This window comes from Desulfovibrio faecalis, assembly GCF_053570625.1.
On sequence record NZ_JBRBQR010000001.1, the window covers coordinates 89,204 to 111,928 of the forward strand.

General features: G+C 57.5%; 22 protein-coding genes and 1 pseudogene. 15 read left to right on the forward strand and 8 right to left on the reverse strand.

The genetic code is table 11. The features are described from left to right. Positions 1-54: 54 nt before the first annotated feature. Complete coding sequence (locus tag ACUZ79_RS00350; protein ID WP_051135423.1) at positions 55-915, forward strand: FAD/NAD(P)-binding protein; 861 nt, start codon at positions 55-57, stop codon at positions 913-915. Positions 916-1,141: 226 nt separating this feature from the next. After that, positions 1,142-1,681, forward strand: a complete 540-nt coding sequence (locus ACUZ79_RS00355; protein ID WP_449250350.1) for a hypothetical protein — start codon at positions 1,142-1,144, stop codon at positions 1,679-1,681. A 135-nt stretch (positions 1,682-1,816) separates the two neighbouring features. Here ACUZ79_RS00355 and ACUZ79_RS00360 read toward each other — a convergent pair whose 3' ends face one another. Together ACUZ79_RS00360 and ilvD are read right to left on the reverse strand one after the other, a co-directional pair. Continuing rightward, entirely contained in the window at positions 1,817-2,752 is a 936-nt protein-coding gene (locus ACUZ79_RS00360; RefSeq protein WP_449250351.1) for an AEC family transporter, read from the reverse strand. Between the two features lie 115 nt (positions 2,753-2,867). After that, entirely contained in the window at positions 2,868-4,553 is a 1,686-nt protein-coding gene (ilvD, locus tag ACUZ79_RS00365) for a dihydroxy-acid dehydratase (RefSeq protein ID WP_240825280.1), read from the reverse strand. A gap of 220 nt (positions 4,554-4,773) precedes the next feature. Here ilvD and ACUZ79_RS00370 point away from each other — a divergent pair, with 220 nt between their 5' ends. The 4 genes from ACUZ79_RS00370 to ACUZ79_RS00385 all read left to right on the forward strand — a co-directional run bounded on the left by ACUZ79_RS00370 (position 4,774) and on the right by ACUZ79_RS00385 (position 9,059). Continuing rightward, entirely contained in the window at positions 4,774-6,321 is a 1,548-nt protein-coding gene (locus tag ACUZ79_RS00370; RefSeq protein WP_240825281.1) for a lipopolysaccharide biosynthesis protein, read from the forward strand. A 527-nt stretch (positions 6,322-6,848) separates the two neighbouring features. Continuing rightward, the gene (locus tag ACUZ79_RS00375) at positions 6,849-7,241 is read left to right on the forward strand and encodes a hypothetical protein (RefSeq protein WP_449250352.1); all 393 of its coding nucleotides are present in this window, start codon (positions 6,849-6,851) and stop codon (positions 7,239-7,241) included. 63 nt (positions 7,242-7,304) lie between these two features. Further along, positions 7,305-8,495: an IS256 family transposase gene (locus tag ACUZ79_RS00380; RefSeq protein WP_449250312.1), complete on the forward strand. Its 1,191-nt coding sequence runs from the start codon at positions 7,305-7,307 to the stop codon at positions 8,493-8,495. Between the two features lie 117 nt (positions 8,496-8,612). Further along, complete coding sequence (locus ACUZ79_RS00385; RefSeq protein WP_449250353.1) at positions 8,613-9,059, forward strand: hypothetical protein; 447 nt, start codon at positions 8,613-8,615, stop codon at positions 9,057-9,059. A 268-nt stretch (positions 9,060-9,327) separates the two neighbouring features. Here the strand turns inward: ACUZ79_RS00385 and proB are convergent, their stop codons facing one another. The 4 genes from proB to rplU all read right to left on the reverse strand — a co-directional run bounded on the left by proB (position 9,328) and on the right by rplU (position 12,656). After that, positions 9,328-10,572 carry a glutamate 5-kinase gene (proB, locus tag ACUZ79_RS00390; RefSeq protein WP_449250355.1) on the reverse strand — a complete coding sequence of 415 codons (1,245 nt, stop codon included), beginning with the start codon at positions 10,570-10,572 and terminating at the stop codon, positions 9,328-9,330. Positions 10,573-10,589: 17 nt separating this feature from the next. Beyond that, positions 10,590-11,690 (reverse strand): GTPase ObgE, encoded by a 1,101-nt coding sequence (obgE, locus tag ACUZ79_RS00395; protein ID WP_240825284.1) that lies wholly within the window; start codon positions 11,688-11,690, stop codon positions 10,590-10,592. Positions 11,691-11,945: 255 nt separating this feature from the next. After that, positions 11,946-12,215: a 50S ribosomal protein L27 gene (gene rpmA / locus ACUZ79_RS00400; protein WP_192112631.1), complete on the reverse strand. Its 270-nt coding sequence runs from the start codon at positions 12,213-12,215 to the stop codon at positions 11,946-11,948. A gap of 132 nt (positions 12,216-12,347) precedes the next feature. Then, entirely contained in the window at positions 12,348-12,656 is a 309-nt protein-coding gene (gene rplU, locus ACUZ79_RS00405) for a 50S ribosomal protein L21 (RefSeq protein WP_192112630.1), read from the reverse strand. Positions 12,657-12,893: 237 nt separating this feature from the next. On the opposite strand from rplU, the gene ACUZ79_RS00410 reads away from it, so the two are divergent. The 9 genes and pseudogenes from ACUZ79_RS00410 to ACUZ79_RS00450 form a co-directional block, all read left to right on the forward strand. Continuing rightward, positions 12,894-14,528, forward strand: a complete 1,635-nt coding sequence (locus ACUZ79_RS00410; protein WP_449250356.1) for a class I SAM-dependent RNA methyltransferase — start codon at positions 12,894-12,896, stop codon at positions 14,526-14,528. Between the two features lie 167 nt (positions 14,529-14,695). Further along, positions 14,696-15,088, forward strand: coding sequence for an AtpZ/AtpI family protein (locus tag ACUZ79_RS00415; protein ID WP_449250357.1), 393 nt, complete (start codon positions 14,696-14,698; stop codon positions 15,086-15,088). After that, positions 15,072-15,494 (forward strand): hypothetical protein, encoded by a 423-nt coding sequence (locus tag ACUZ79_RS00420; RefSeq protein ID WP_240825288.1) that lies wholly within the window; start codon positions 15,072-15,074, stop codon positions 15,492-15,494. Before ACUZ79_RS00415 ends, ACUZ79_RS00420 begins: the two co-directional genes overlap by 17 nt. Positions 15,495-15,637: 143 nt before the next feature. Next, positions 15,638-16,342 (forward strand): F0F1 ATP synthase subunit A, encoded by a 705-nt coding sequence (gene atpB, locus ACUZ79_RS00425; RefSeq protein WP_022658855.1) that lies wholly within the window; start codon positions 15,638-15,640, stop codon positions 16,340-16,342. Positions 16,343-16,468: 126 nt separating this feature from the next. Next, complete coding sequence (gene atpE / locus ACUZ79_RS00430; protein WP_022658856.1) at positions 16,469-16,792, forward strand: ATP synthase F0 subunit C; 324 nt, start codon at positions 16,469-16,471, stop codon at positions 16,790-16,792. Positions 16,793-16,861: 69 nt separating this feature from the next. Further along, entirely contained in the window at positions 16,862-17,041 is a 180-nt protein-coding gene (locus tag ACUZ79_RS00435) for a hypothetical protein (RefSeq protein WP_449250358.1), read from the forward strand. 424 nt (positions 17,042-17,465) lie between these two features. Then, the gene (locus ACUZ79_RS00440) at positions 17,466-18,107 is read left to right on the forward strand and encodes a redox-sensing transcriptional repressor Rex (protein WP_022658857.1); all 642 of its coding nucleotides are present in this window, start codon (positions 17,466-17,468) and stop codon (positions 18,105-18,107) included. Between the two features lie 21 nt (positions 18,108-18,128). Beyond that, positions 18,129-18,914, forward strand: coding sequence for an adenosylcobinamide-GDP ribazoletransferase (locus ACUZ79_RS00445; protein ID WP_449252151.1), 786 nt, complete (start codon positions 18,129-18,131; stop codon positions 18,912-18,914). A gap of 127 nt (positions 18,915-19,041) precedes the next feature. After that, positions 19,042-19,362 (forward strand): annotated as a pseudogene (locus ACUZ79_RS00450) (nitroreductase family protein); the annotation flags it as partial. Positions 19,363-19,636: 274 nt separating this feature from the next. On the opposite strand, the gene ACUZ79_RS00455 reads toward ACUZ79_RS00450, so the two are convergent. After that, positions 19,637-20,830: a glycosyltransferase family 2 protein gene (locus ACUZ79_RS00455; RefSeq protein WP_449250359.1), complete on the reverse strand. Its 1,194-nt coding sequence runs from the start codon at positions 20,828-20,830 to the stop codon at positions 19,637-19,639. 18 nt (positions 20,831-20,848) lie between these two features. Further along, positions 20,849-22,702: a cobyrinate a,c-diamide synthase gene (locus tag ACUZ79_RS00460; protein WP_449250360.1), complete on the reverse strand. Its 1,854-nt coding sequence runs from the start codon at positions 22,700-22,702 to the stop codon at positions 20,849-20,851. Positions 22,703-22,725 lie beyond the last annotated feature (23 nt).

The window sequence follows — 22,725 nt, forward strand, 5'->3', positions numbered from 1 at the left end:
GCCGCCGCCAAGCCAGCCGCCAAGCCGGGCCTCAAGCCCGCGCCCGACGGCGGCATGCTGCGCGAAATCACGGCCCGTCCCATGATGCAGGGCAACCCCTACCTGCCCATGCCCGCCACTGTGGCCGAAGTCATACAGGAAACCGGCAACATCAAGACCCTGCGCGTGGTGCTGGACGATGATGCGGCCATGAAGTCCTTTACCTACGAACCCGGTCAGGTGGGCCAGCTCTCCGTATTCGGCGCTGGCGAATCCACCTTTGTCATCAATTCGCCGCCGTCGCAGAAGAACTACCTTCAGTTCTCCGTCATGCAGGCTGGCGAAGTGACCTCGGCCATCCACAGGCTCTCGCCCGGCGACAAAGTGGGCGTGCGCGCTCCTCTGGGCAATTACTTTCCCTACGCCGACTGGAAGGGCAAGGACATCTTCTTTGTGGGCGGCGGCATCGGCATGGCGCCCATCCGTACCATCATGCTGCACGTGCTGGAACACCGCGCCGATTTCGGCAAGGTGAGCCTGCTCTACGGCGCACGCTCCCCGCGCGACATGGCCTTCAGCTATGAAACAGAAGACTGGCTGCGCCGTGACGATCTGGACTGCACCCTGTGCATCGACGCCCCCTTTGACGGCTGGCCGCACAAGGTGGGCCTGATCCCCAACGTGCTGCTGGAACTGAACCCCGACCCCAAAAACTGCGTGGCCGTGCTCTGCGGCCCGCCCATCATGATCAAGTTTACGGTGCAGGCCCTGCAAAAGCTCAACTTTGCGCCTGAAAACATCGTGACCACGCTTGAAAAACGCATGAAGTGCGGCGTTGGCATCTGTGGCCGCTGCAACATCGGCGGCCGCTACGTCTGCGTGGACGGCCCCGTGTTCACCTGGCAGGAGCTGCAGGATCTGCCGCCGGAACTGTAAAATTCCACGGCATTCAGCATACGTCTGTTTGCGGGAGGTTCCCTTGTGATTGCCCCTGGGCAGCCATAACGGAGCCTCCTTTTTTTGCCCCAGCGCAGTTCGGCCTGCACACTCGCGCATACCACTGAACCATGCCGATTTTGCCATTGCACGTGCATTCAGCGGCAGTTGACAGGACGGGCGCAGTGGGTCAAGGAAGTACAACGCTTTCTTCAAGGGAGTATTCATGAAAAAAACGCTGATTCTCTGTTGTCTGATGCTTGGGCTGCCCGTGGCTGCTCAGGCCAGCAACGACAAGATTGATCCTTCCACCTATATCTGCGCCGAATTCATCACTCAGCCCATGACTGATGGAGGTCAGCCGCCCATATTTGAAGGCCTGCAGATTGATGGCTATGTGAGTGCCACGATGGGCAACCCCATTGCAGACCCGGAGACCCTCGCCCCCATGCTGGGCCAGGCTTACGGCGCCTGCCAGGTTGACCCCACCAAGAAGGTCGCAGCCGTTTGGCAGGAAGCCCGCAAGACTTTTCCTGTTGATACAGCGAGCACATGGCGCGCAGACAAGACCCTGTGCAAGGATTACACCGCCAACCCCGATGACGGCAGCGGCTTTGTAATCTGGCTTGACGGCTACAACCGGGGCAAGAGCGGCAAGCCCGCTTCCGTGCTTGTCAACGATGACGCGCTCAAAGCCTACCTTGACGCTTGCAGCAAAAAACCTGATTCCCTCATGCTGGACGTATTGGCTGAAAGCGCCAAGTAGCCCAATCCCGCCACAAAAATTTGAAGGCCGCAGATTGCAAAATCTGCGGCCTTTGCACTTGAGAACAGGCAAGTACAGAGCATGTTGATTTGAAACGTTACCTCCGCATGAAGGCGGCACAATGCCAAGACTGCTCTAAAAAATAACCATGTAGAGCGGAATGGTGATCATGGAAAGCAACGTCGTCAGGCTGACGGCCTGCGCCCCAAATTCCGGGTCTGTATGGTAGTGAGCGCTCAAAATAGCCGCCTGGGCCATCACCGGCAGGGAAGCCTGGATGATAAAAACCTTGCCCATAAGCGCAGGCACCGGGAAGAAATAGAGCAGGCCAGTCATCACCAGCGGGCCAAGCATCATGCGCCCCAGCGCCAGCAGGACCATATCCTTGCCAATCTTGATGCTGCGCAATCCCATGTCGTAGATGGAAATGCCAATAAAAATCATGGCCAGCGGCGTAGTGAGATTGCCCAGTGAACGGGCAACGTTTTGCAAAAATTCGGGCAGTTCAACGCCCAGCATTGTCAGAATCAATCCCGTGATAAATCCCATGAACGGAGGGGAAAACACTTGCCTGACCCTGGTGAACAGGGGGATTTTTCCTCTGTTTTCAGTAATATCGCATGTGATGGAGTAGACCCCCACAGTCCAGAAAAAAACAGTGCTGGCGGCATAGTACAGCAACACATAGGGAATGGAACTTTCGCCGAACAGGGCCAGATTAACAGGAATACCAATAAAAATTGTGTTTGAATTGGCCACGCTGGCGCAGAACAGGCCAAAATGCTGCCTTTTGACGCGAGCCAGTTTGGCAAGCGCAGTGGCCAACGCAAAGGTGAGGGTCACAGAGCCCAACGGCAGCAGCGCCCCCTTTGCCAGCATGATCAGATCGTCCCGATGGAACGAGTGCATGATGGTGTACATGAGAAAGGGCGGCAGGGCGATCTGGGTGATCAGACGCGGCAGAACAATACGGGTTTCCGCGCCAAACCAGTTGCGCGCCGCCAGCATGAACCCCACAAAACCAAGCAGCATCAGCCCGAATACACCGCCCAGCGCATGCAAAAACGCCATGTCTCTTTATCCTTTCAAATAACCATTTCGCAATATTGGCCCAGGGGCCAGAAAACCCCCACGTGCCAAAAACAAATTCGGCTCGTGGGGGTTTTGAATCATTTCGACAAGTTACTTAGATTTCCTTGTAACGCCCGCCATTGGCAGCAGAGCTGACCAGATAGGCATAACGCCGCAGCACCGGGTAAGGGCAATCCTTCTTGGGCACCACAAGGGCGGCGCGCCGCTTGGCAAGCTCGGCCTCGTCCACAAGCAGGTCCAGCTTGCGGTTGGGAATGTCGATATGGATGGTATCGCCTTCGTGCACAAGAGCGATAACACCACCGTCCGCCGCTTCGGGCGAAATGTGCCCTATGGCCGCGCCATTGGTGCCGCCGGAGAAACGGCCGTCCGTCAGCAGGGCAACATCCTTGCCAAGGCCCATGCCTGTGATGGCCGCTGTGGGCGAGAGCATTTCGCGCATGCCGGGGCCGCCGCGCGGGCCTTCGTAGCGGATCACAACGCCGTCCCCGGCCTTGATCTTGCCGTCAAGAATGGCCTTCATGGCGTCTTCTTCCGACTCAAACACGCGGGCCGTGACGTCGCGGCACATCATTTCCGGGGCAACCGCAGACTGCTTGACCACAGCGCCCTCGGGGGCCAGGCTGCCACGCAGGATGGCAATGCCGCCCTGCTTGGAATAGGGATTCTCAACACTGCGGATCACTTCAGGGTTCATGACGCGGGCGTTCATGTCCTTGAGGTTTTCGCCCACGGTCTTGCCCGTGGCGGTCATGCAGTCCTTGTTGATGAGGCCCAGCTTATCCAGCTCGGTCATGACGGCAGGGATGCCGCCCGCGTTGTCCAGATCAACCATGTAATGCTTGCCCGCCGGGGAAAGCTTGCACAGATTGGGGCTCTTTTTGCTGACTTCGTCAAAAATTTCCAGGCCAAGCTTCAATCCGGCCTCGCCGAACACGGCGGGCAGGTGCAGTACGGTGTTGGTGGAGCAGCCAAGGGCCATATCCACGGCAACGGCGTTAGCAACGGACTTGGGCGTTACGATGTCCAGCGGGCGGATGTTCTTGCGCAGCAGATCCATAACCCGCATGCCCGCCGTTTTGGCAAGGCGGATGCGCGCGCCGCTCACAGCGGGGATGGTGCCGTTGCCGGGCAGGGCCACGCCGATGGTTTCAGACAGACAGTTCATGGAATTGGCCGTGAACATGCCCGCGCAAGCGCCGCAGCCGGGACAGGCGCGTTCTGCCATGTATTCCAGTTCTTCTTCGGTCATAGCGCCGCTGCGCACCTTGCCCACAGCTTCAAACACGGTGATGAGATCGCCGCGCTTGCCGGGGCCTATGTCCCCGGGCAGCATGGGGCCGCCGGAAACCAGCACCGAGGGAATGTTCAGGCGCATCATGGCCATGAGCATACCGGGAACGCACTTGTCGCAGTTGGGAATGAACACCAGAGCGTCAAAGGCGTGACCGCGCGCCATAATTTCAATGGAATCCGCGATGAATTCACGCGAGGGCAGAGAAAAACGCATGCCTTCATGGTTCATGGCCAGACCGTCGCACACGGCAATAGCCGGGAACTGCAGCGGCGTACCGCCCGACATACGTACACCGGCCTTGACCGCGTCGGCCAGGCTATTCAGGTGCATATGCCCGGGAACGACCTCGCTGGCGGCGTTCACAATGCCTACCAAGGGGCGTTCCATTTCTTCTCTGGTAAGGCCCAGAGCATAGAGCAGGGAGCGGTGGGGGGCTTTTTCCAGCCCGGACTTCATTTTTTTGCTGCGTGCTTCATCATCCATGACGGTATCCTTATGGTATGAACAACAAACATTCCTCTTGCGCCCGCAATCGGAATGAGAATGGTACGGTAATTTTTTACGCCCGTAAACACGCCATAGCCGCTCCTGCCTGAGTGGCGCGCCGCAACCGGACGTTGTATAATCCCACGCTGAACAGGTATTTTTTCTGCACTGCCCTCAGCCACTTGAGCGCGCCGCCGAAGTGAGCTAATTTCCCGGCATGCAAAGCTCTACCCCAACCTTGGCCCGCCGCTACATATTCAAGCTCGTGGCCAACATCGCCTCCGTCCCGGTCTACCTTGTCATGGAGGCCATTCTGCCCCGCGCTCTCGGGCCGCAGATGTACGGCAATTACAGCTTTGCCACCAACCTGTTCCAGCAGCTTTCCGGCTTTCTGGATATGGGAACCTCCACCTGCTTTTACAATTCCCTCTCGCGCCGTCAGGCAGAGACCGGCCTCATTGGCTTTTACATGCGCGCCACAGCGGCGGTATTCGCCATTATTTTGCTGGCCGCAGGCCTGCTGCAGATTCCTGCAGCTGGCGAGTTGCTCATGCCTGATGTACCCCTCTGGCTCGCGCCGCTGGCAGCCCTGTGGGCTTTTCTGACATGGTGGGGCCGTGTTTTGCGCTCCATGAACGATGCCGTGGGCGCGACTGTTTCTTCCGAAATGGTGCGCACCGTTGTTTCGCTGTTTACGGTGGGCTTGCTGGGGCTCATGTTCTGGGCCGATTGGCTGAACATCCACACGCTCTTTGCCCAGCAATACCTCATGCTGGGGGCAACGGCCCTTGGCTACTGGCTGGTTACGCGCACCTACTGGCGGCAGGCGGGCATTCCTCTGCACTTCCGGCTCACGCCTGAGCAGACGCGCGCCTATGGGCGGGAGTTTTTCAATTATAGCCACCCGCTGTTTGTGCAGGCCCTGCTTTCCTTTTTGCTCCTCACAGCCGAGCGCTGGCTGCTGCAATGGTTTGACGGCAGCGTGGAGCAGGGCTTTTTTGCCCTTTCCCAAAAAGTCAGCATGGCCTGCTTTCTTTTTGTTTCAGCCATGACGCCTCTGGTCATGCGCGAGCTTTCCATCGCCTGGGGCAACAATGACCGTGAGGCCATGGGCCGCCTGCTCACGCGTTTTGCCCCGCTGCTCTACGTGGTGGCTGCCTATTTTTCGTGCTTTACGCTGGCCGAAGGTTCCGCCCTGGTGAATTTTTTCGGTGGCGCGCAGTTTGCCGCTGCGACCCTTCCTGTACAGATCATGGCGCTCTACCCCCTGCATCAGGCCTATGGGCAGCTTGCGGGATCGGTTTTTCACGCCACGGGCCGTACCAAGGTGTTGCGCAATATGGCGGCGCTGGAATGCATTTACGGTTTCAGCACGGCGTGGTTTCTGCTTGCGCCGCCCGAATATTTCGGGCTTGGCCTCGGTGCCGTGGGGCTGGCGATCAAAACCGTGTGCGTACAGGTCATCACCGTCAACGTCTATCTTTGGCTGGCCTCGCGCTTTATACCCCTCAAGTTTTGGCGCAACGTGGCCCACCAGATATGGAGCCTAGCAGTTCTGCTGCTGCTGGCCTTTGGCTGCCGCCAGCTTACGCTCTATCTTGGCATTGGCGATGTGGATTCCCTGCCGCGTTTTCTTGTTTCCGGCGTCATCTACACTGCGGCTATCGGCCTGCTCTGCCTGAGCATGCCTGCGGTCATGGGTTTTTCACGGCAGGAATTGCGCGAAGTATTCATCCGGTTCAGCAAATCCAGGTCACACGGCTAACACCCCGACCGACTAAATAGAAAGGCCGGACTGAGGCCTGCTCCCCGTCAAGTGTGCAGGCCCAAAAGGCCAGGACGAATAATCAAACGGCCAGCTTTTTCCAAAATTCCATTGGAGAGCGCTGGCCGAGCCTTTTTTGAAATCTCTTCGTAGTATAAAAACGTATGTGTTCTTCTAGCAGAACGACGGTTTTCTGCTAGCTGCACACCTCTTCCCTGTCACCGCTTCGGTTAGTTTTTGTGGGACAGATGGCTATGGTAGCAATTTGTATGGTTTAATCTTTGCCGTCTGGTAGGGCCTGCTTCATGCAGGTTTAAAGTCCTACCCATTGGCGACGGTTGCTATGGGGTGTTTCTTGCGTTTGGTAAGTGCACTAAAAATAAAGTAATACAGAAGTAAGCTGTTTTCAGGCTTCACATTTCATGGCTTCCACATTGCAAGAAGCGGCAAAATTCAGGTAAACTTTTTTAAAAAAATGTCGTTAGGGAGATGAGGAGTACCAAACTGTGCGCAAGTGAGGTGTCGGAATGGACTTTTTTGATGATATTTTGACAGCCACATATTTAAAGAAGGCCAGCTTGAGCCTTCTGCTGGATAATTTGCCGCAGTCAGTGCCCCCAACTTACACATCCGGTAAAGAAATGCTTGCCGCAGCATTGACCGGGCGAATCAGGACTGATGCATCCATGCTGCGGCAAGGGGCGAAAAATGCAACGGAAGGGGCAAATATAGCCACGCTGATCGCAACGTCCACATCCACGGTGCGCGACAACCTGAACCAGATGTTAACCCTTGCCCAAGAGGTAAAGGCCGATCCCACCAAGGGCAGCGTCAACGGCGCTGCGTTTACAGCCCTTGCCGGAGAGCTCTCGTCAGTGATAACGTACGGTATTTTTCGCACATTTAAAAAATGGAAGTAGCCCGCCAAGTTGGTTATGTTTTGGTGAACCACCATCAAAACACTCCATCAAGGAAGGCTACAGATGAAAATTATCAGTGAGCGTGAGAAAAGGAAAGTTCCGGTTATTGAGGTTGATGAGCAAGAATTGCGGTCGCATGTGTCCGAGGTAGTGCGCCAGAGCGTTGAGGAAACACTAAACGGCCTACTTGATGCAGAAGCGGATGCTTTATGCCAGGCCAGGCGTTATGAACGTAATGCGCAACGTGCCAGCACCCGAGCAGGTCACTATGAACGGGATTTGCAGACCAAAGCCGGAACGGTTCAGCTTAAGGTCCCCAAGCTGCGGCATGTACCGTTTGAAACCGCGATAATCGAGCGGTATCGTCGTCGTGAAAGTTCCGTGGAAGAAGCGCTGGTGGAAATGTATCTGGCGGGCGTCTCCGTACGTCGTGTGGAAGACATCACAGAAGCGCTGTGGGGCAGCCGTGTCAGTCCAAGTACCATAAGTGACTTGAATCAGAAAATTTTTGAACGTGTAGAAGAATGGCGCAATCGTCCGCTTGAACCAAGGTACCCTTATGTTTTCGTGGACGGCATCTGGCTGAAGCGCTCCTGGGGCGGGGAAGTGCAGAACGTGTCTGTTCTTGTGGCTATCGGTGTGAATACAAGCGGTTTTCGTGAAATTCTTGGTGTAGCTGAAGGCTCCCGAGAGGACAGCGAGAGCTGGCGGCAATTCCTGCGCTATTTGCGCGAGCGCGGTCTTGAGCGGGTCGACCTGATGATATCAGACAAAAGTCTTGGGTTTCTGGATGCGCTTGGAGAATTTTATCCCGATGCGAAATGGCAACGTTGCGTGGTGCACTTCTACCGTAACGTATTGCACGCAACGCCTCGCGGCAAAGCCAAGGAGGTCGCCTTGATGCTCAAGGCTATCCACGCGCAAGAAGACAAAGAAGCCGCCCGCCAGAAAGCGATTGAGGTGGTGAAAAAACTCCAGGCATTACGCCTTGATAAAGCAGCCAGGATTTTGGAATCCGGATGCGATGAAACACTTTCCTATTATGCCTTTCCCTCAACGCATTGGCGGCATATCCGGACAAATAACCCGCTTGAACGCCTGAATCGGGAAATCCGCCGACGGACACGTGTGGTAGGCAGCTTTCCGGATGGTCATGCAGCGCTCATGCTGGTATCGGCTCGCCTGCGGTATATGGCGGGTCAAAAGTGGGGAACACAACGGTACATGAATATGAAGCAAGAAGTGTTGATATAGAACCGGAGCCGTCACGCCCCTTGCAGCCGCGATATCTTTGTGGGGTATCGCTCGCAAGGCTCCGCGCCGGCTCCTCAAGACACCGCCAAAACTCACACTGACTGACAGCTACAAAATGTGCGAAAAATTCTGGACACTACCTCGTCAGTTGCTTCTGGCACAAAATACAATAATATTTCTTTGTTAGACAAAACTGGCTGGACGAATGACAGTCGTCTTACAATCAGCGGCGATGGAAAGTCCTCGACCTTCAAACTACAGCTGGGATACGGCAGCTCAACCTTTACTCTAAACGATTTGTCGTATCTTAATTACCTGAAGAGTGTTGATTTAAGCAGCGGATCACTCAATATAGATGCGCTTATCAGTGATCTTTCAACACAAATAAATACAGTTGATGTGATATATAGCAAGAATAATTCGCTGTCAGGGTCTTACAAAAGCGAGGCGAATGTCCTGGTGGAACAAGCAGACATTCTGAAAAAGGCCGCGGAGGATGCGATGCCGAGTGAGGAAGACCCTCTTTTGCGGGATATTGGCAGTATTATTTCCACAACATCCTGAGTACTGTCGCTGCGCAAATCTCCCTGGGCCATGCATCGGCTTATATCCCGGCAATGCTCCCAATTCGTCAACTTTCCGTTTTTTTTGCATTTCTCCCCGCGCAATAACCACTGACACCTTATTGAAAGGCGTCACAAGCGGCTCTTGCACATGTTCCGCCTGTGACGCTTTTTTATGTTGTCTATATGATGGGGAGCATTGCAGCGCAGCGTGGGTCCCTTTATAGCGCGAGCTACTCAGAATGGGGCACAAAATCCAGCCCCGGACTTTACACTGCCGCATCAAGCAGCAGATTGTCCCTATGGATCACCTCGGGGTAGTGCGCATCGCCCAGAATGGCTGCGACCTCGTGCCTTTTCAGGCCCATAATTTTTTTCAGGTCTGAAGTGCTGTAGTTGGAGAGCCCCACGCCGAGGCTTTGCCCTTCGTGCAGCACACGCACCAGCCCGCCCTGCTGAAAGTTGCCCTCAACGCGAAACACGCCGCCGGGCAAAAGGCTGCCGCCCTTGTGCAGCAGGGCCTTGGCCGCGCCTGCGTCCACATGCACGCTGCCCGCCGGGTCTGACTGATAGGCCAGCCAGAATTTACGGCGCGGTATGGCATGCCGCGCAGGGCAAACCCATGTGCCGCCCGCAAAGGGTTCAAGCCCCTGCGGAGCCGGACAAATACCGCTGGCGGCAAAGGCCCGCGTGATGATCTCCGGCTCGCGCCCAGGCAAAATCAGCGTGGGCACACCAATCTGCGCGGCGCGGCGGGCCGCCAGCAGCTTGGAATACATGCCGCCGGTGCCTACGGAAGTCTTGCCGCCGCAAAGCTGACCCAGATCAAGGGCCGCCACGTCATCGATATGATCCATGATGGGGGCGTTGGGGTCCTTTTGCGGATCTGCAGCCAGAACGCCCGAGGCGGACGTGAGATTGATAAACAGATCCGCCCCGGTCAGATTGACCAAAAGGCTTGCAAGGCAGTCGTTATCGCCGAACTTCAGTTCGCTGATGGACACCGTGTCGTTTTCGTTGACAATGGGCAGCACGCCCCATTCCAACAGTTCGGCAAAGGTATTGCGGGCATTGAGGAAGCGCTGACGCGCGCGCAGGTCATCGCGGGTCAGCAGAACCTGGGCGGTGGGCATGCGGTGGGCCAGAAAAACCTTGTCCCAGCTCTGCATAAGCTGTCCCTGCCCTACTGCTGCCGCAGCCTGGCGCGCCGCGAGGCCCGTGGTCTCAACCACATGCCCACGCGTGGCAAGCGCCGCCCGCCCAGCGGCCACAGCACCGGAAGAAACCAGCACCAGACGGCGCGGCTCCGCTCCCCCTGCGCTACCGGATGCGGCATCAGCCGCTGGCAGCAGATTGCGCAGGCGCGCCAGCTGCCCAGCCAGATTTTCCAGTACGGGCATGCTCAGGCCCTGGGCATCGGTGAGTACGGCGCTGCCTACCTTGACGACCACCACCCGCGCCTGGGCAAGCACCCGTGCGCGTTCCTGCCGCCAGTCTTCCGTCGGCGCTGTCATATATGCTCCACAGACCGCTACTCGCGGGTATAGATCACTTCAATTTCAGGGAAGTCCTCTTCCTCATCGCCGTCTGTATCGGCAAAATGCAGAATAGGCGCGTGGCTGGCGGTTTCGTCACGCATGCGCCAAAGCTCTTCCACCAAGGGCTCAACGTCGATATTGTCCCTCGCGGAAATAAAGAAGATATTGCGGCCATCGGCCTTGGCTCTGCTTTTCAGTTCTTCCAGGCGTTCAGGGCTGATGAGGTCGATCTTGTTGACCACCTCGATCTGCTGCCTCTCGCCCAATTCTTCGTCAAAGCGGCGCAGTTCTTCATTGATGAGGTTAAAGCCCGCCCAGGGATCATCCTCGCCCACATCCTCCACGCTGAGAATATGCACAAGAAAACGTGTGCGCTCCACATGCTTGAGAAAACGCAGTCCAAGGCCCTGGCCTTCGTGCGCGCCTTCAATGAGGCCGGGGATGTCGGCAATGACCATGCGCCTGTCGGGATCCACTTCGTCAATCATCACGCCGAGGTTGGGCGTGAGCGTGGTGAAGGGATAGGCCGCGATCTTGGGACGCGCCGCCGAAACCTGCGAAATAAAGGTGGATTTGCCCGCATTGGGCAAGCCCAACAGACCGGCATCGGCCAGAATCTTCAGTTCAAGGCGCAGATTTTTTTCTTCGCCTGGTTCGCCGGGCTGGCAAAAACGCGGGGCGCGCATGGTGGAAGACTTGAAATGTTCGTTGCCCTTGCCACCGCGTCCTCCGCGCGCAACCATCACTTCCGCTTCAGGATCGCTGAGGTCGGCCAACAGCTCTTCACCATCCGGGCCTTCAACAAAAACAAGCGTGCCCACCGGCAGGTGCAGCACCATGTCTTCACCTTTTTTGCCGTCGCACTGGCTGCCCTCGCCGGGGCGACCATTGCGGGCCTCATAAAGGCGCTTGAGGCGAAAATCGTACAAAGACAGCAAACGGCCATCGGCTTTCAGCAGCACAGAACCGCCGTCACCACCGTTGCCGCCGTCCGGGCCGCCGCGCGGCACAAATTTTTCGCGCCGAAAAGACAAACAACCGTGCCCGCCCTTACCGGCGCGCACCTGAATTCGAGCTTCATCTACAAATCGCATGGGATATCCTTGCGGTCAGTCCGCGCGGCTGCGCCTGCAATGCTGGCGCTCGCCGTAATGTATAAGGGGCTGCCGTTCCGAAAAACCGCGCAAATTTTGCAGCAATGCAGGTCAGCGCCATGCGGCAAACACCTGCTTGCCCTACGCTGCCTGCTTTTCGGTCTGTGGCCTTGCGCCACACATACCCCAGCACAAACACCGAGAGGGAAGAAGCCTCGCGGCCCCTTCCCTCATCGGCAAATTCCACGCGGCCGCTTAGTCGGCGGCCGCCTCCACATGCACGCGCGTGTGAACGCGACGTTTGCGGATATACTTCTCAAAGCGCACAACGCCGGCCACTTTGGCGAACAGGGTAAAATCCCTGCCCATGCCCACGTTCACACCGGGGTAAACGGTAGTGCCGAGCTGACGCACCAGAATATTGCCAGCCAGAACGCTCTGACCGCCAAAACGCTTTACGCCGCGGCGTTGGCCTTCACTGTCGCGACCGTTGCGCGAAGAGCCGCCTGCTTTCTTATGTGCCATGGTAGCCTCCCTGGGGCGCCGACCCTGTGGACCGGCGGGGCAAAATAAATATCTTTCAACGCGCCCTGCACGTGTGCAGAGCTATTGGCAGACCATGCCCGCGGCCTGCCGAACCTCAGCTAAAGCCGGGTTCTAGGCGTTGATGCTCTTAACGCGAATGGTGGTGTAATCCTGGCGGTGACCGCGCAGCTTGCGCGAGTCATTGCGACGCCAGCGCTTGAACACCTTGATCTTGGGTCCGCGCCCGTGATCCACCACTTCCGCCATAACGGCGGCCCCGGCAAGATAGGGAGCGCCGACTTTGCATTCAGCGCCGCCGACCATCAGCACCTTGTCCAGGGAAATTTCGCTTCCGGCCTGAACCGCAAGCTTTTCCACAACTACTTTAGAACCTTCTTCGACGCGGTACTGTTTTCCGCCGGTCTCGATAATCGCGTACATATCAACCTCCAAAAAGAGAAAGGCATATTTGCCCCACAGGCCGACAAATGTCAAGCGCGTTTTGCAGAATTTTTTGCAAAACTCGCTGCAACAGTCCGCGACTTGCGCGAGTGGCGAGAATACACAACTTCATAGCGGGGAGCAATGCCTTTCTGCACCCAGCCACGCGCCGTCTGCCCTCTTCCTTCATGCTGCGGCTCTTGCGCAGCCGCAAGCCTGCTGCTATCTCTGAGCCGCATGAACACAGCCCCCACACACCTCACGCTTGACATCACCGCCCTTTCGCACGATGGGCGCGGCATTGCACGCCTTGCCCCAGAGGACGACCGATCCAGCAAGGGCACTGTTGTATTTGTGGCAAATGCCTTGCCAGGCCAGCGGGTGAACGCACGAGTGCTGCGGCGCAAGCCTTCCTTTATAGAAGCCAACGCTGCGACCCTGCTCAGCCAGTCGCCGGACGCCATTGATCCCATCTGCCCCCACCATGCCGAGTGCGGCGGCTGCCCGCTGCAAACCATGCCCTATGACCAACAGCTATACTGGAAGCGCACTCTGGCGGTGGACGCCCTCACGCGCATTGGCAAGTTTGACCGGGATATGATTGAAGCAATGTTCCCGCCCGCCACAGGCTCCCCCGCACTGACGCGGTTTCGCAATAAAATGGAATTCGCCTTCGGGCACGACACGAACAACAAGGCCGATCTGAAACTTGGCCTGCGCCGCCGCAATGGCCGCGATGTTGTGGCCGTGCCGCACTGCGCCCTCATGCCGCCCGAGGCGCTGCAAATAGTAAGCCTGGTGAGCAAGCTGGCGGCTGAAAGCGGCTTTGCCGCCTACGCAGCGCCCGATTCCAGGCAATGCCCCCCCATTCGCCCCACGCACAGCCAGCAAAAGCAGGGGCGCCGTGGCGGCTTTGCTCGGCGCGCCCCGCGCGACCATGCGGTCCCGGTTCACGATATCGCAGACAATGGCTTCTGGCGTTTTTTTGTGCTGCGGCGCGGCCTTGCAGCGGACATGCGTACACCACGCTGGTGGGCCTTGTGCATCACAAGCCCTGGCGACGCCCCGCAGCGCGCTGCCGTGAGAATGCTCGCCAGGGAGGTTCTGGCGGCATCCCCCCAGTTGGCGGCCTTTATCCATGAAGAACGCGCCACCGCCGATGCCTTTGCTTTTGGCGAAAAACGCGTGCAGACTCTGGACGATACTGGCCGGGAAAATCCCTCGGCCGCACGGTTGTTTCTGCCCCTCGCTGGCATGAGCTTTACCCTTGATGCGGCTTCATTCTTTCAGGTGAATACCGGCGGGGCGCAGGCGCTTGCGCAGGCGGCACAGCGCATTCTTTTGGCTGACAGCCCGGCGGAGAGTCATCAGGACGCCCGCCCCAGAGGTCTGCTCGATCTTTATTGCGGCGTTGGCGCTCCGGGCCTGTTGCTGGCGCGCAACTATTGCGCCCTGCTGGGACTGGAGCAGGACAGTCGGGCCGTGAAGCTTGCCGCCATAAATGCCAGGGCCAATGACATCAATTACTGCCAGTATGAGGCAGGGGATGCGGCGTACCGCCTTGAGCACCTTGCGCCTCTGGAACCTGCAAGCCGCTGGCTGGCAGCCGGTTTTGACGAGTCAGCCCGCATTCCGCAGGCAACAGACGCTCTCGCAGATCCGCCCAGGGCCGGGCTTTCGCCGCGTGCACTGGATGCGCTCATGCAGATCGCGCCAGACAGAATCCTTTATATATCATGCAACCCTGCTACGCTTGCACGAGACGCCGCACAGCTACGCCACAAATATTCCCTGGAGCGGCTTGAAGCCGTTGATCTTTTTCCCCACACGCCGCACCTTGAGTGCCTGAGCCTCTGGCGCAGACTCGACTGAGCAGTTGGCAGACATTTTTTGCATATTTGCAAGAGCCGATTTTTGGTATCAACAGCCAGTTTTCCGCGCCTGTGGCCTCTAAGGAATGCAGCGTAATCACAAGTTTCCGCCCAAAGTCATTGACGCGTCGGGTCGCCTGTGATAATTTGAACAGCGTTAAGGGGACCATGACGCTTACAGGTTCCAGCCACGTGCGCGGAGGCCTTATGTCGTTCAAGGATTTTCTTAAGCAACAGCAAACCGGTATGGAAGCCATGGCCAACACAGGGGTCATCGGTCTGCATCTGGTAAGTGGCCCCGCAGTGGGTTTTGCCATAGGTTATGGCATTGACCACTGGCTTGGCACCAGCCCCTGGGGCAAGCTGGTTTTTCTGTTCATCGGCATTGCGGCGGGTTTTTTGAACGTGTATCGCGACACTCAGGCTCTGCTGCGCAAAATGGCGGCGCAGGACGCCCGCCGGAAAGGCCTTATGCCGGAACAGCAAAACGAAACGCCCCCAACGGGGCAAGGCAAAACAAACAGCCGTGCGCAGACTGAAACAGATGATACACAGCCTTGACGCCTGGCTTTGGCGGCGCGGCATAGATCACCCGGCCATCCGTGTTTTGCTGCGTAACGAAATTTTGCTCGCCGTGTGCAGTCTTTTGATCGGCGGGCTGGCCTTTACGGTCACACCCTGGTTTTTCTGGTTTGGAGTGGGCCTGACCATCATGGCCTGGACTTTTTGGGGATTGGCGCGCTTTTTTTTGCGCAAAGGCCTTGGGGATTACAGCACGGCCTTTTTGCGCATAGTACTGGTGCGCTGGATGGGCCGGATGGTTATAATCGGCGCGCTTCTTTATGTTTCGCTGATTGTCTATCAAGCCCCTGTTTTCGCCATAGTAGGCGGCATGGCCGCAGCCGGAGCTTGCGCTCTGGCAAGTTATGCCATGGCAGCGCGTGGACCGCGACGCCGGGCAGACTAAACCAAGGGCCTGGCTGCCTGACCGGGGCAATCAGCCGCAGCACGGCAGGGCAAAGGCCCAAGGCCGCAAATTTTGGGGAATGGCCCGCACGGGTCTAACATTAACGCCGCGCTTTGGCGCGTACTCACCAGGAGGCATGGCTCATGGCAGGTGGTTTGCCGCATCCGGTATTGCTCTCCACATTTATGGGCATGGACGAGATCGCCATCGGTGGAACGATGGTGGAATTCAAACATGTGTTCTACTCCTGGGTCTGTATGGCCATTCTGTTCACCGTAGCGTTGATCATGCGCCGTCGGCTGACCATGGTTCCCGGAGGTTTGCAAAACTTTTTTGAAGCCTTGGTGGATACCATCGAGAACTTCATCCTAGCCACCATGGGTGAGCATGGACGCAAGTTCGTTGGCCTCCTGGCTGGCATGTTCATCTACATCTTCGGCATGAACCTCATGGGTCTTGTGCCCGGCTTTGACGCTCCTACAGCCAACCTCAACACCACCGTGTGCATGGCGGTGTTTGTGCTTGTGTTCTACAACGCCGTAGGTCTGATCCGCTGGAAGGCGCACTACATCCACCACTTTACCGGCCCTTCCAAGGTGCTCATTCCGCTCATGTTTCCTCTTGAAGTGGTTTCGCACCTTTCGCGCCCGGTTTCGCTTTCTCTCCGTCTTTTCGGCAACATCCGCGGTGAAGAAATCGTTATGGTGCTGTTCTTCGTAATGGCTCCCATACTCGGCACCCTGCCCATCTACGCTCTCTTCCTTTTGGGCAAGACCATGCAGGCTTTCGTGTTCTTCATGCTGACCATGTTCTACATCAAGGGCGCGCTTGAAGCTCCCGAGCATTAGGCCGATGGCCACGGGCTGCCTGCGGCCCGCCGAATAAACATCGGCAAATTGCGGGACGTTACACACGACACATAGTGGGGAATGGTCGATAACGACCCAACAATACAACAGTGCAAGGAGTGTCTCATGCGTAAGTTTCTGATGATCGCCCTGAACACCGTGGCCCTTCTCGGCATGGCCACCATGGCTTTTGCTGCCAACCAGCTCGACGCCTCGGCTCTGGGCTACACCTGCCTGGCCGCCGCCCTTGGCATCGGCATTGCCGCTTTCGGTTGCGGCATCGGCATGGGTCTTGGTCTGAAGGGCGCCTGCGAAGGCGTTGCCCGCAACCCTGACGTGAGCGGCAAGATCACCGGTACCATGATTCTGGCCTTCGCCTTCATCGAATCGCTGGCCATTTACGCCCTGGTTATCAGCTTCATTCTGCTGTACGCCAACCCCTACGCGTAAGTCCGGATCACATTGATTTGTAAAAAAGGCGGCTTTGGGCCGCCTTTTTTATTTGTCACGCACGTGTACATGCCAGCGTCAGAAGTTGCAGGTGCGCTACAAGCAAGACCTCATGCAACAAAATTTCACTACCCACCTGTGAGCAACAGCAAAGACAGCGACGATAAAGTGTTGCCCGTACCGCGCTTCTGGCAAAAAAAACAAGCATTGCTGAGCACGCTCATCCACATGAACAAGATTGTTAAATAGAGTACGGTCTTCAACTACAGTGCAGCAAATACCTTTCACCTAGTCAGCATTCAGCAAGCAATATAAGAGGCTTAACCTTTGTTAACTTTTATGGTATTGATTATGTCCTACATCGTCTTTTGTGCATAACATACTGAAATAACAGATGGCGAACGTTCGCCGCTGTGTTAGCTGCAACTTGCTAAGTGGTGAAATAAATTTTATCAAAAAAGTCAGCAGGAAAAAGCCAAGGCAACGTTTCACCGCCCTTGATTCCAGCTGAACTTTGCAGGCATAATATTCTTCATTCCCTGCTATTTAGCGAAGTTGCCTGCCATGCGCGCCATGTATTCACAAAGCTTGCGCCTGTGTGTATTTCTGCTATAATATCAAATTCACAAAGTTTGTAACAACAAGACACGCTTGGCATCCCAGAAGGTACATCATGGTCAACCCACCCAAAAGCAAACACATCCCCCGCGCGACTATCCAGCGCCTTGCCACATATGTTCAGGTGCTGGAAAATTTCGCACGTGACAGTGTCGAAGTCATTTCATCAAACCCCCTTGCAGAAGCTTGCGGCGTCAACGGCTCGCAGGTGCGCAAAGACCTTGCTTACTTCGGGGAATTCGGCATCCGTGGCGTTGGCTATCATGTCAAATCGCTCATTGCCGCCATTACCTCATCCCTGGGTGTTGACCGCGAATGGCGCATGGCGCTGATCGGCGTCGGCAACCTCGGCAAGGCCATCCTGAACCACGGAGAATTTCGCTCCCGTGGATTCAACATCGTGGGCATTTTTGACTGCGACCCCTTTAAAATCGGCGAAATTGTCCACGGTCTTGAAGTGCATTGCACACGCGACCTCAAGGACATGGTGACTGATCTGAATATTGAGATCGGTATCATCACCACTCCGCCGGAGCGGGCGCAAAGGGCAGCGCAGCACTTGATGGACGCCGGCATTACCTCCATTCTGAACTTTGCCCCCTCGCGCATCAAGGTACCAGACAGAATCAACGTGGAGTACGTGGACTTTTTCCACCACCTCTATGCGCTGGCGTTCAACCATCCCCAGACGCGGTAATCAAACGTGGCACTCACTTCTGTGACATCCTGGCCAGGGCGCTTTCATGACGCCCTGGCTTTTTTGACCCGCCTTGTACCGCCCCGCCCCTGCTGCACAGCAGATTCACTCAGTGCGGCCATGCCATTTTTTGCACCGGTGGGTCTGGTGCTCGGCGCACTTTGCACGGCAGCCGCCTTTCTTTGCTTTTGGCTATTTGAAGCACCAGACACGGGCTTTGCGGGCCGCTGCATTGTCGCCGCCCTTGCCGCCTGGGCCTGGATGCTTTGCGAAATATGGGCAACGCGAGGCCTGCACTGGGACGGATTATCAGACCTTGGCGATGCCACGAGCAGCGGAGCCAGCGGCGAGCGCTTCTGGGCTGTGCTGCGGGATAGCCGCCTAGGAGCTTTTGGAGCGCTGCATCTTCTTGTGGCCTTCAGCGGTTTATGGCTCGCCCTCACATGGCAGCTTGCCAACGGCCAGTGGATTGCTCCTCTGCTCGCGCCGGCCTGGGGCCGGGCAGCCTGCATCTGGCTGGCGGCATATACAGTGCCGCATGATGAACGCTCTCTCGGCGGTCTGGCATGCGCTGGGTCAAGCCCACAACTGGCCCGCTGGCAAGTCGTGCTGGCAACAGGCATGCTTGTACTGGTTCTGCTGTTGGGCAATTGCCCATTCTGGCGCTTGCCCCTGCTGGCCTTTGGACAATTTCTGCTGATCCACAGTTTGATCGACACAACACGGGAACACGGCGGAGTTTCAGGAGATTTTCTTGGCGCGTGTATCCAGTGGAGCCAGTTGTGGTTCCTGTTGGTAACAGTGTAAGCTGCGTCTGACTGACGTAACCGACCGGGTTTACCCCGGAAAAACCAAGGAGCCAGCTATGGATTTTAAAGCGCTTGCGGAAGCGGCCCGCACCTGCCGCCGCTTTTATGAAGACCAGCCGCTTGGCATGGCCGACCTGGAATGGCTTGTGGACTGCGCACGCCTCGCCCCCTGCGCCAAAAACGGGCAGGAACTGCGTTTCATGCTTGTGGGCAACGGCGAAACCTGCCAGAAGCTGTTCGCTCTCACCCGTTGGGCAGGCGCGCTGAAAGACTGGGGCGGCCCGCACCCCGGTGATCGCCCTACAGCTTTTGTGGTCATTCTTATGCCCAAGACCGGCAAGGAACTGACCTGCATGGATGTGGGCATTGCGGCCCAGACCATCCAGCTTGCCGCCTCCAGCCGAGACTGGGGTTGCTGCATGATCCAGTCCTTTGATCATCAGGCCGCTCCCTCCCTGCTGAACGTACAGGATGACATGAAAATCGCTCTGGTGCTGGGCCTTGGCGTTGCCAAGGAAAAGCGCGTTGTGGCCCCCATGCCCGAGGGTGGAGCAACTGCCTACTGGCGCGATGCCGAAGGCGTCCATTATGTGCCGAAGCGGAACCTTGAAGACCTGATCGTTGCACGATTCTAGGTCATTATTGTCAGGACAGATGACAAAAAATCGCGGGAGAGCTTGCCTCTACCGCGATTTTTTATATTTTCAGAGCGTGCCCTGTTCAGCCAGCATGCTGCACAAGCCACTGGCCGAGCAACTGTGCAAGAGCAGTATCGCCGTTGGCATAAGCCGCACGGCGCGCCTGCTGCACACGGGCCTTTGCCGTTGCAGGGTCGCACGTGCCGCCCTCGAATACGGCCTGAGGATCAAGCTGGGCCAGCGCCTTGCACACCCTGGGGTCGGGCATGAGCCGCAGGCAGTCCATAAGCGTACCAGTTGCGGCAGCAAGATCGCCCGCCTGTTCCTGATGCCCTGCCAGCAAGAGCCAGCCCTCAAGCCAAAGAGGTTCGACACGCAACAAAGCATTGCAGGCTTCGCGGTTAAAGGGCTTGCCGCAGAACTCCGCACCTATGCGCTGCTGCTTTTTCTCGGGCAGCACCATCCAGGTATCGAGGTTTTCACCAATACACAGGTCGTATCCATCCAGTTTTGCCAGCACGTGTTCATCGGGGCGCACTGCCCCCCCTTTACGCTGCATGAGCAGGGTACAATTTTCTCTGTCATGGGCAAAGCGGCCAGGCGTGCGGCTTGTATGATGGTAAATGACGCTGCGGCTCTCCACCCGCAGTTTCAGCCCCTGCGCACGCAGGGCAAAGCAGAGGTCAATGTCCTCAAATCCGTTGCGAAACCCTTCATAAAAGCCGCCGCAGGCTTCAAACTGCGTCTTGCGCAGCATGATGGCCGCGCCGGTGATGGCCTGCAAGGGATGGTGGTTACGAGCTGCGGCAAAGCTGCCGGGCAGGTGCTCGTAAAGGTGCCCCACCGCATTGAAGGGATTCACATAGATGCCGCAGTGCTGCACAGTGCCGTCAGGATACAGCAACAACGGCCCTACCGCGCCAATCCGGGGATCAGCCATGACCGCGCGCAAGGGCGGCAGCCAGCCTGGAGTGAGCGTGGTGTCGTTGTTGAGAAAAAACAGCAGATCGCCACCCGCCGCCTGAGCCCCGGCATTGCAGCCTCTAGCGAAACCCACATTTTCAGCCATCCGCACAGCCTTGAACGCCGCACCAAACAGAGCCTCGCCCAATGGTTCAAGTTCAGAAGCCGTGGCGTCTGTGGAGTGATTGTCCACAACCACCACTTCCATGTTCTCGCCTGCGGAATGCTCGGCCAGCGAACGCAGGCAAGGCTCTGTCATGTCCCAGAGGTTCCAGACCGGAATGACCACAGAAACACGGCTTGTTTCCGACATTTCAGCACCCTCCGGGCATCAGCGCCCCTGAGCAAAACGGGCGGCAGCCGCCACGAAATTGGGGGCCCAGCAGGGAACTGCCGGGGCGAAAATATGCGTGTACGAAGCCCAGACATTCTGCCGCAACAGCCCGTCCAGAGCGGGCGCGCTGGTCAGATTGGCAGCATTGCCCTTTTCCTGCCCGTCCGGCTCTGCCTCGCGCCCCATGCCCTGCCCTTTTCGCAGGCGCAGGCCGTGTCGCGGCGCCGCGCCCTGCCAGCAGCAGCGCGAATAATGAAATTCGTGACCCAGAATTTCCAGCCCTTTGGGGAAAAATGGATTTTCTTCCACCACTGTTCCGTGTACGTAGCCGAGGCCCTGCGGTTTGCCGCAAAACTGGGCAATAACGGGGAAGATATTACTCATGGGCCAGAGCACGCCCTCGCGTTCTATGCCCTGAGACAAGAGCATAAAGCCACCGCATTCGGCGTAGATTGGCAGGCCCGCCCCAGCCCAGGCGGCCAGGGTGCGCAGGTGGGGCGAAGCGCTGAGGTCAGCCGCGCAATCTTCAGGGAAGCCCCCGCCCAGATAGAGACCGTCAATGGTTCCGACCTCGGCTTGCTGCGGTTTATCGCCGCGCAGTACGGGCCAGACGCCGGAATGCGGCCCCACGATCTCGAGCCGCACCAGTTCCGCACCAGCACGCTCCAGGGCCTCAAGATTTTCCTCATAATAAAACCACAAGGCGCTGTCGCGCACATAGGCAATGCGCGGCGAGCGGGCTGATTTGACGGCCTGCGCATCAGGCAACGTGCCTCCCGGATTTTCAGCCGAGGAGGGGGGGGCCGGTTGCGGCGCTTCCAGAGAAGTGAAATATTCCGTCGCAGTACCCGCTTCTACCTCTGTCGCTCCATTGGCAGTCCAAAACGACTCCGCCTGCTCAGGCCAGGGATCGGCTATGGCCGCAGCGCGGGCAGCAGTTATCAGGACATCAAGATTGATGTGTTCGGCCAGAAAAGTGCCAAGCTTGTCGAGCACTGCGCGGGCCTCGGGCGAAAGTTCATCGCCGCAGGAGGCAATGCCCATATGGCGCTCGGGCAGCGGGTTATCTTTCAGGCGCGGCAGGGCCCCAAGCACGGACACATCCGTATATTCCTCAATAACCTTGCGCAGCAGGGCCTCGTGCCGTGCCGTGCCCACCTGATTGAGCACCACGCCCGCAAACTGCAGCCCCGGCTCAAAGGTTGTCATGCCATGCACTAGTGCCGCTGCCGTGCGCGTCATCTTTGTGCAGTTGATGCTGAGGATGATGGGGCAGCCAAGCATACGCGCCAGCTCCGCTGTGGAACATGAGCCAGCCACGTCCATGCCGTCAAAAAGCCCCCGGTTGCCTTCAATCATGCCGAGCACTTCTGCTGCGCCGCTTTGCGCCTGTGTTTTGCGCATGGCGTGCGCAAACAGAGCCTTGAGACGTTCCGGCTGGAGCATATAGGGATCAAGATTGGTGGCGGGCCTTCCAGCGGCCATGGTCAGCCACGCGGCGTCAATGTAGTCCGGCCCTTTTTTGAAGGGTTTGACCGTATGCCCCTGCGCAGCAAAGGCGCGCGTAAGCCCCAGAGAGAGCAGCGTTTTGCCGCCGCCGCCAGAAAGAGCCGATACACACAGCCGGGGCATGGATACAGCCGCTGAACCGCAGACGGTGCGAGAGAGGTCGGATTGTGGCAAGGAGTGCTGCATGCGGCGGCCCTGTGGAGCAGTGCTCTCAATGGTATTGCGCCCATCAGTTTGCACAGATATGGCGCAGTTCTTGGTCTCAAAGGCTTGCGGCCCGACCGGAACGCGAAAATCCACGTTAACCAGACCGGGCCGCGTACCAGACAGAATCAGGGACAAAAGCCATTCATCACAGCGCAGTT

Coding starts and splice junctions, on each gene's coding strand:
- ACUZ79_RS00350 (WP_051135423.1), top strand. CDS start 55: ATGCTGCGCGAAATCACGGCCCGTCCCATGATGCAGGGCAACCCCTAC.
- ACUZ79_RS00355 (WP_449250350.1), top strand. CDS start 1,142: ATGAAAAAAACGCTGATTCTCTGTTGTCTGATGCTTGGGCTGCCCGTG.
- ACUZ79_RS00360 (WP_449250351.1), bottom strand. CDS start 2,752: ATGGCGTTTTTGCATGCGCTGGGCGGTGTATTCGGGCTGATGCTGCTT.
- ilvD (WP_240825280.1), bottom strand. CDS start 4,553: ATGGATGATGAAGCACGCAGCAAAAAAATGAAGTCCGGGCTGGAAAAA.
- ACUZ79_RS00370 (WP_240825281.1), top strand. CDS start 4,774: ATGCAAAGCTCTACCCCAACCTTGGCCCGCCGCTACATATTCAAGCTC.
- ACUZ79_RS00375 (WP_449250352.1), top strand. CDS start 6,849: ATGGACTTTTTTGATGATATTTTGACAGCCACATATTTAAAGAAGGCC.
- ACUZ79_RS00380 (WP_449250312.1), top strand. CDS start 7,305: ATGAAAATTATCAGTGAGCGTGAGAAAAGGAAAGTTCCGGTTATTGAG.
- proB (WP_449250355.1), bottom strand. CDS start 10,572: ATGACAGCGCCGACGGAAGACTGGCGGCAGGAACGCGCACGGGTGCTT.
- obgE (WP_240825284.1), bottom strand. CDS start 11,690: ATGCGATTTGTAGATGAAGCTCGAATTCAGGTGCGCGCCGGTAAGGGC.
- rpmA (WP_192112631.1), bottom strand. CDS start 12,215: ATGGCACATAAGAAAGCAGGCGGCTCTTCGCGCAACGGTCGCGACAGT.
- rplU (WP_192112630.1), bottom strand. CDS start 12,656: ATGTACGCGATTATCGAGACCGGCGGAAAACAGTACCGCGTCGAAGAA.
- ACUZ79_RS00410 (WP_449250356.1), top strand. CDS start 12,894: ATGAACACAGCCCCCACACACCTCACGCTTGACATCACCGCCCTTTCG.
- ACUZ79_RS00415 (WP_449250357.1), top strand. CDS start 14,696: ATGACGCTTACAGGTTCCAGCCACGTGCGCGGAGGCCTTATGTCGTTC.
- ACUZ79_RS00420 (WP_240825288.1), top strand. CDS start 15,072: ATGATACACAGCCTTGACGCCTGGCTTTGGCGGCGCGGCATAGATCAC.
- atpB (WP_022658855.1), top strand. CDS start 15,638: ATGGCAGGTGGTTTGCCGCATCCGGTATTGCTCTCCACATTTATGGGC.
- atpE (WP_022658856.1), top strand. CDS start 16,469: ATGCGTAAGTTTCTGATGATCGCCCTGAACACCGTGGCCCTTCTCGGC.
- ACUZ79_RS00435 (WP_449250358.1), top strand. CDS start 16,862: ATGCCAGCGTCAGAAGTTGCAGGTGCGCTACAAGCAAGACCTCATGCA.
- ACUZ79_RS00440 (WP_022658857.1), top strand. CDS start 17,466: ATGGTCAACCCACCCAAAAGCAAACACATCCCCCGCGCGACTATCCAG.
- ACUZ79_RS00455 (WP_449250359.1), bottom strand. CDS start 20,830: ATGTCGGAAACAAGCCGTGTTTCTGTGGTCATTCCGGTCTGGAACCTC.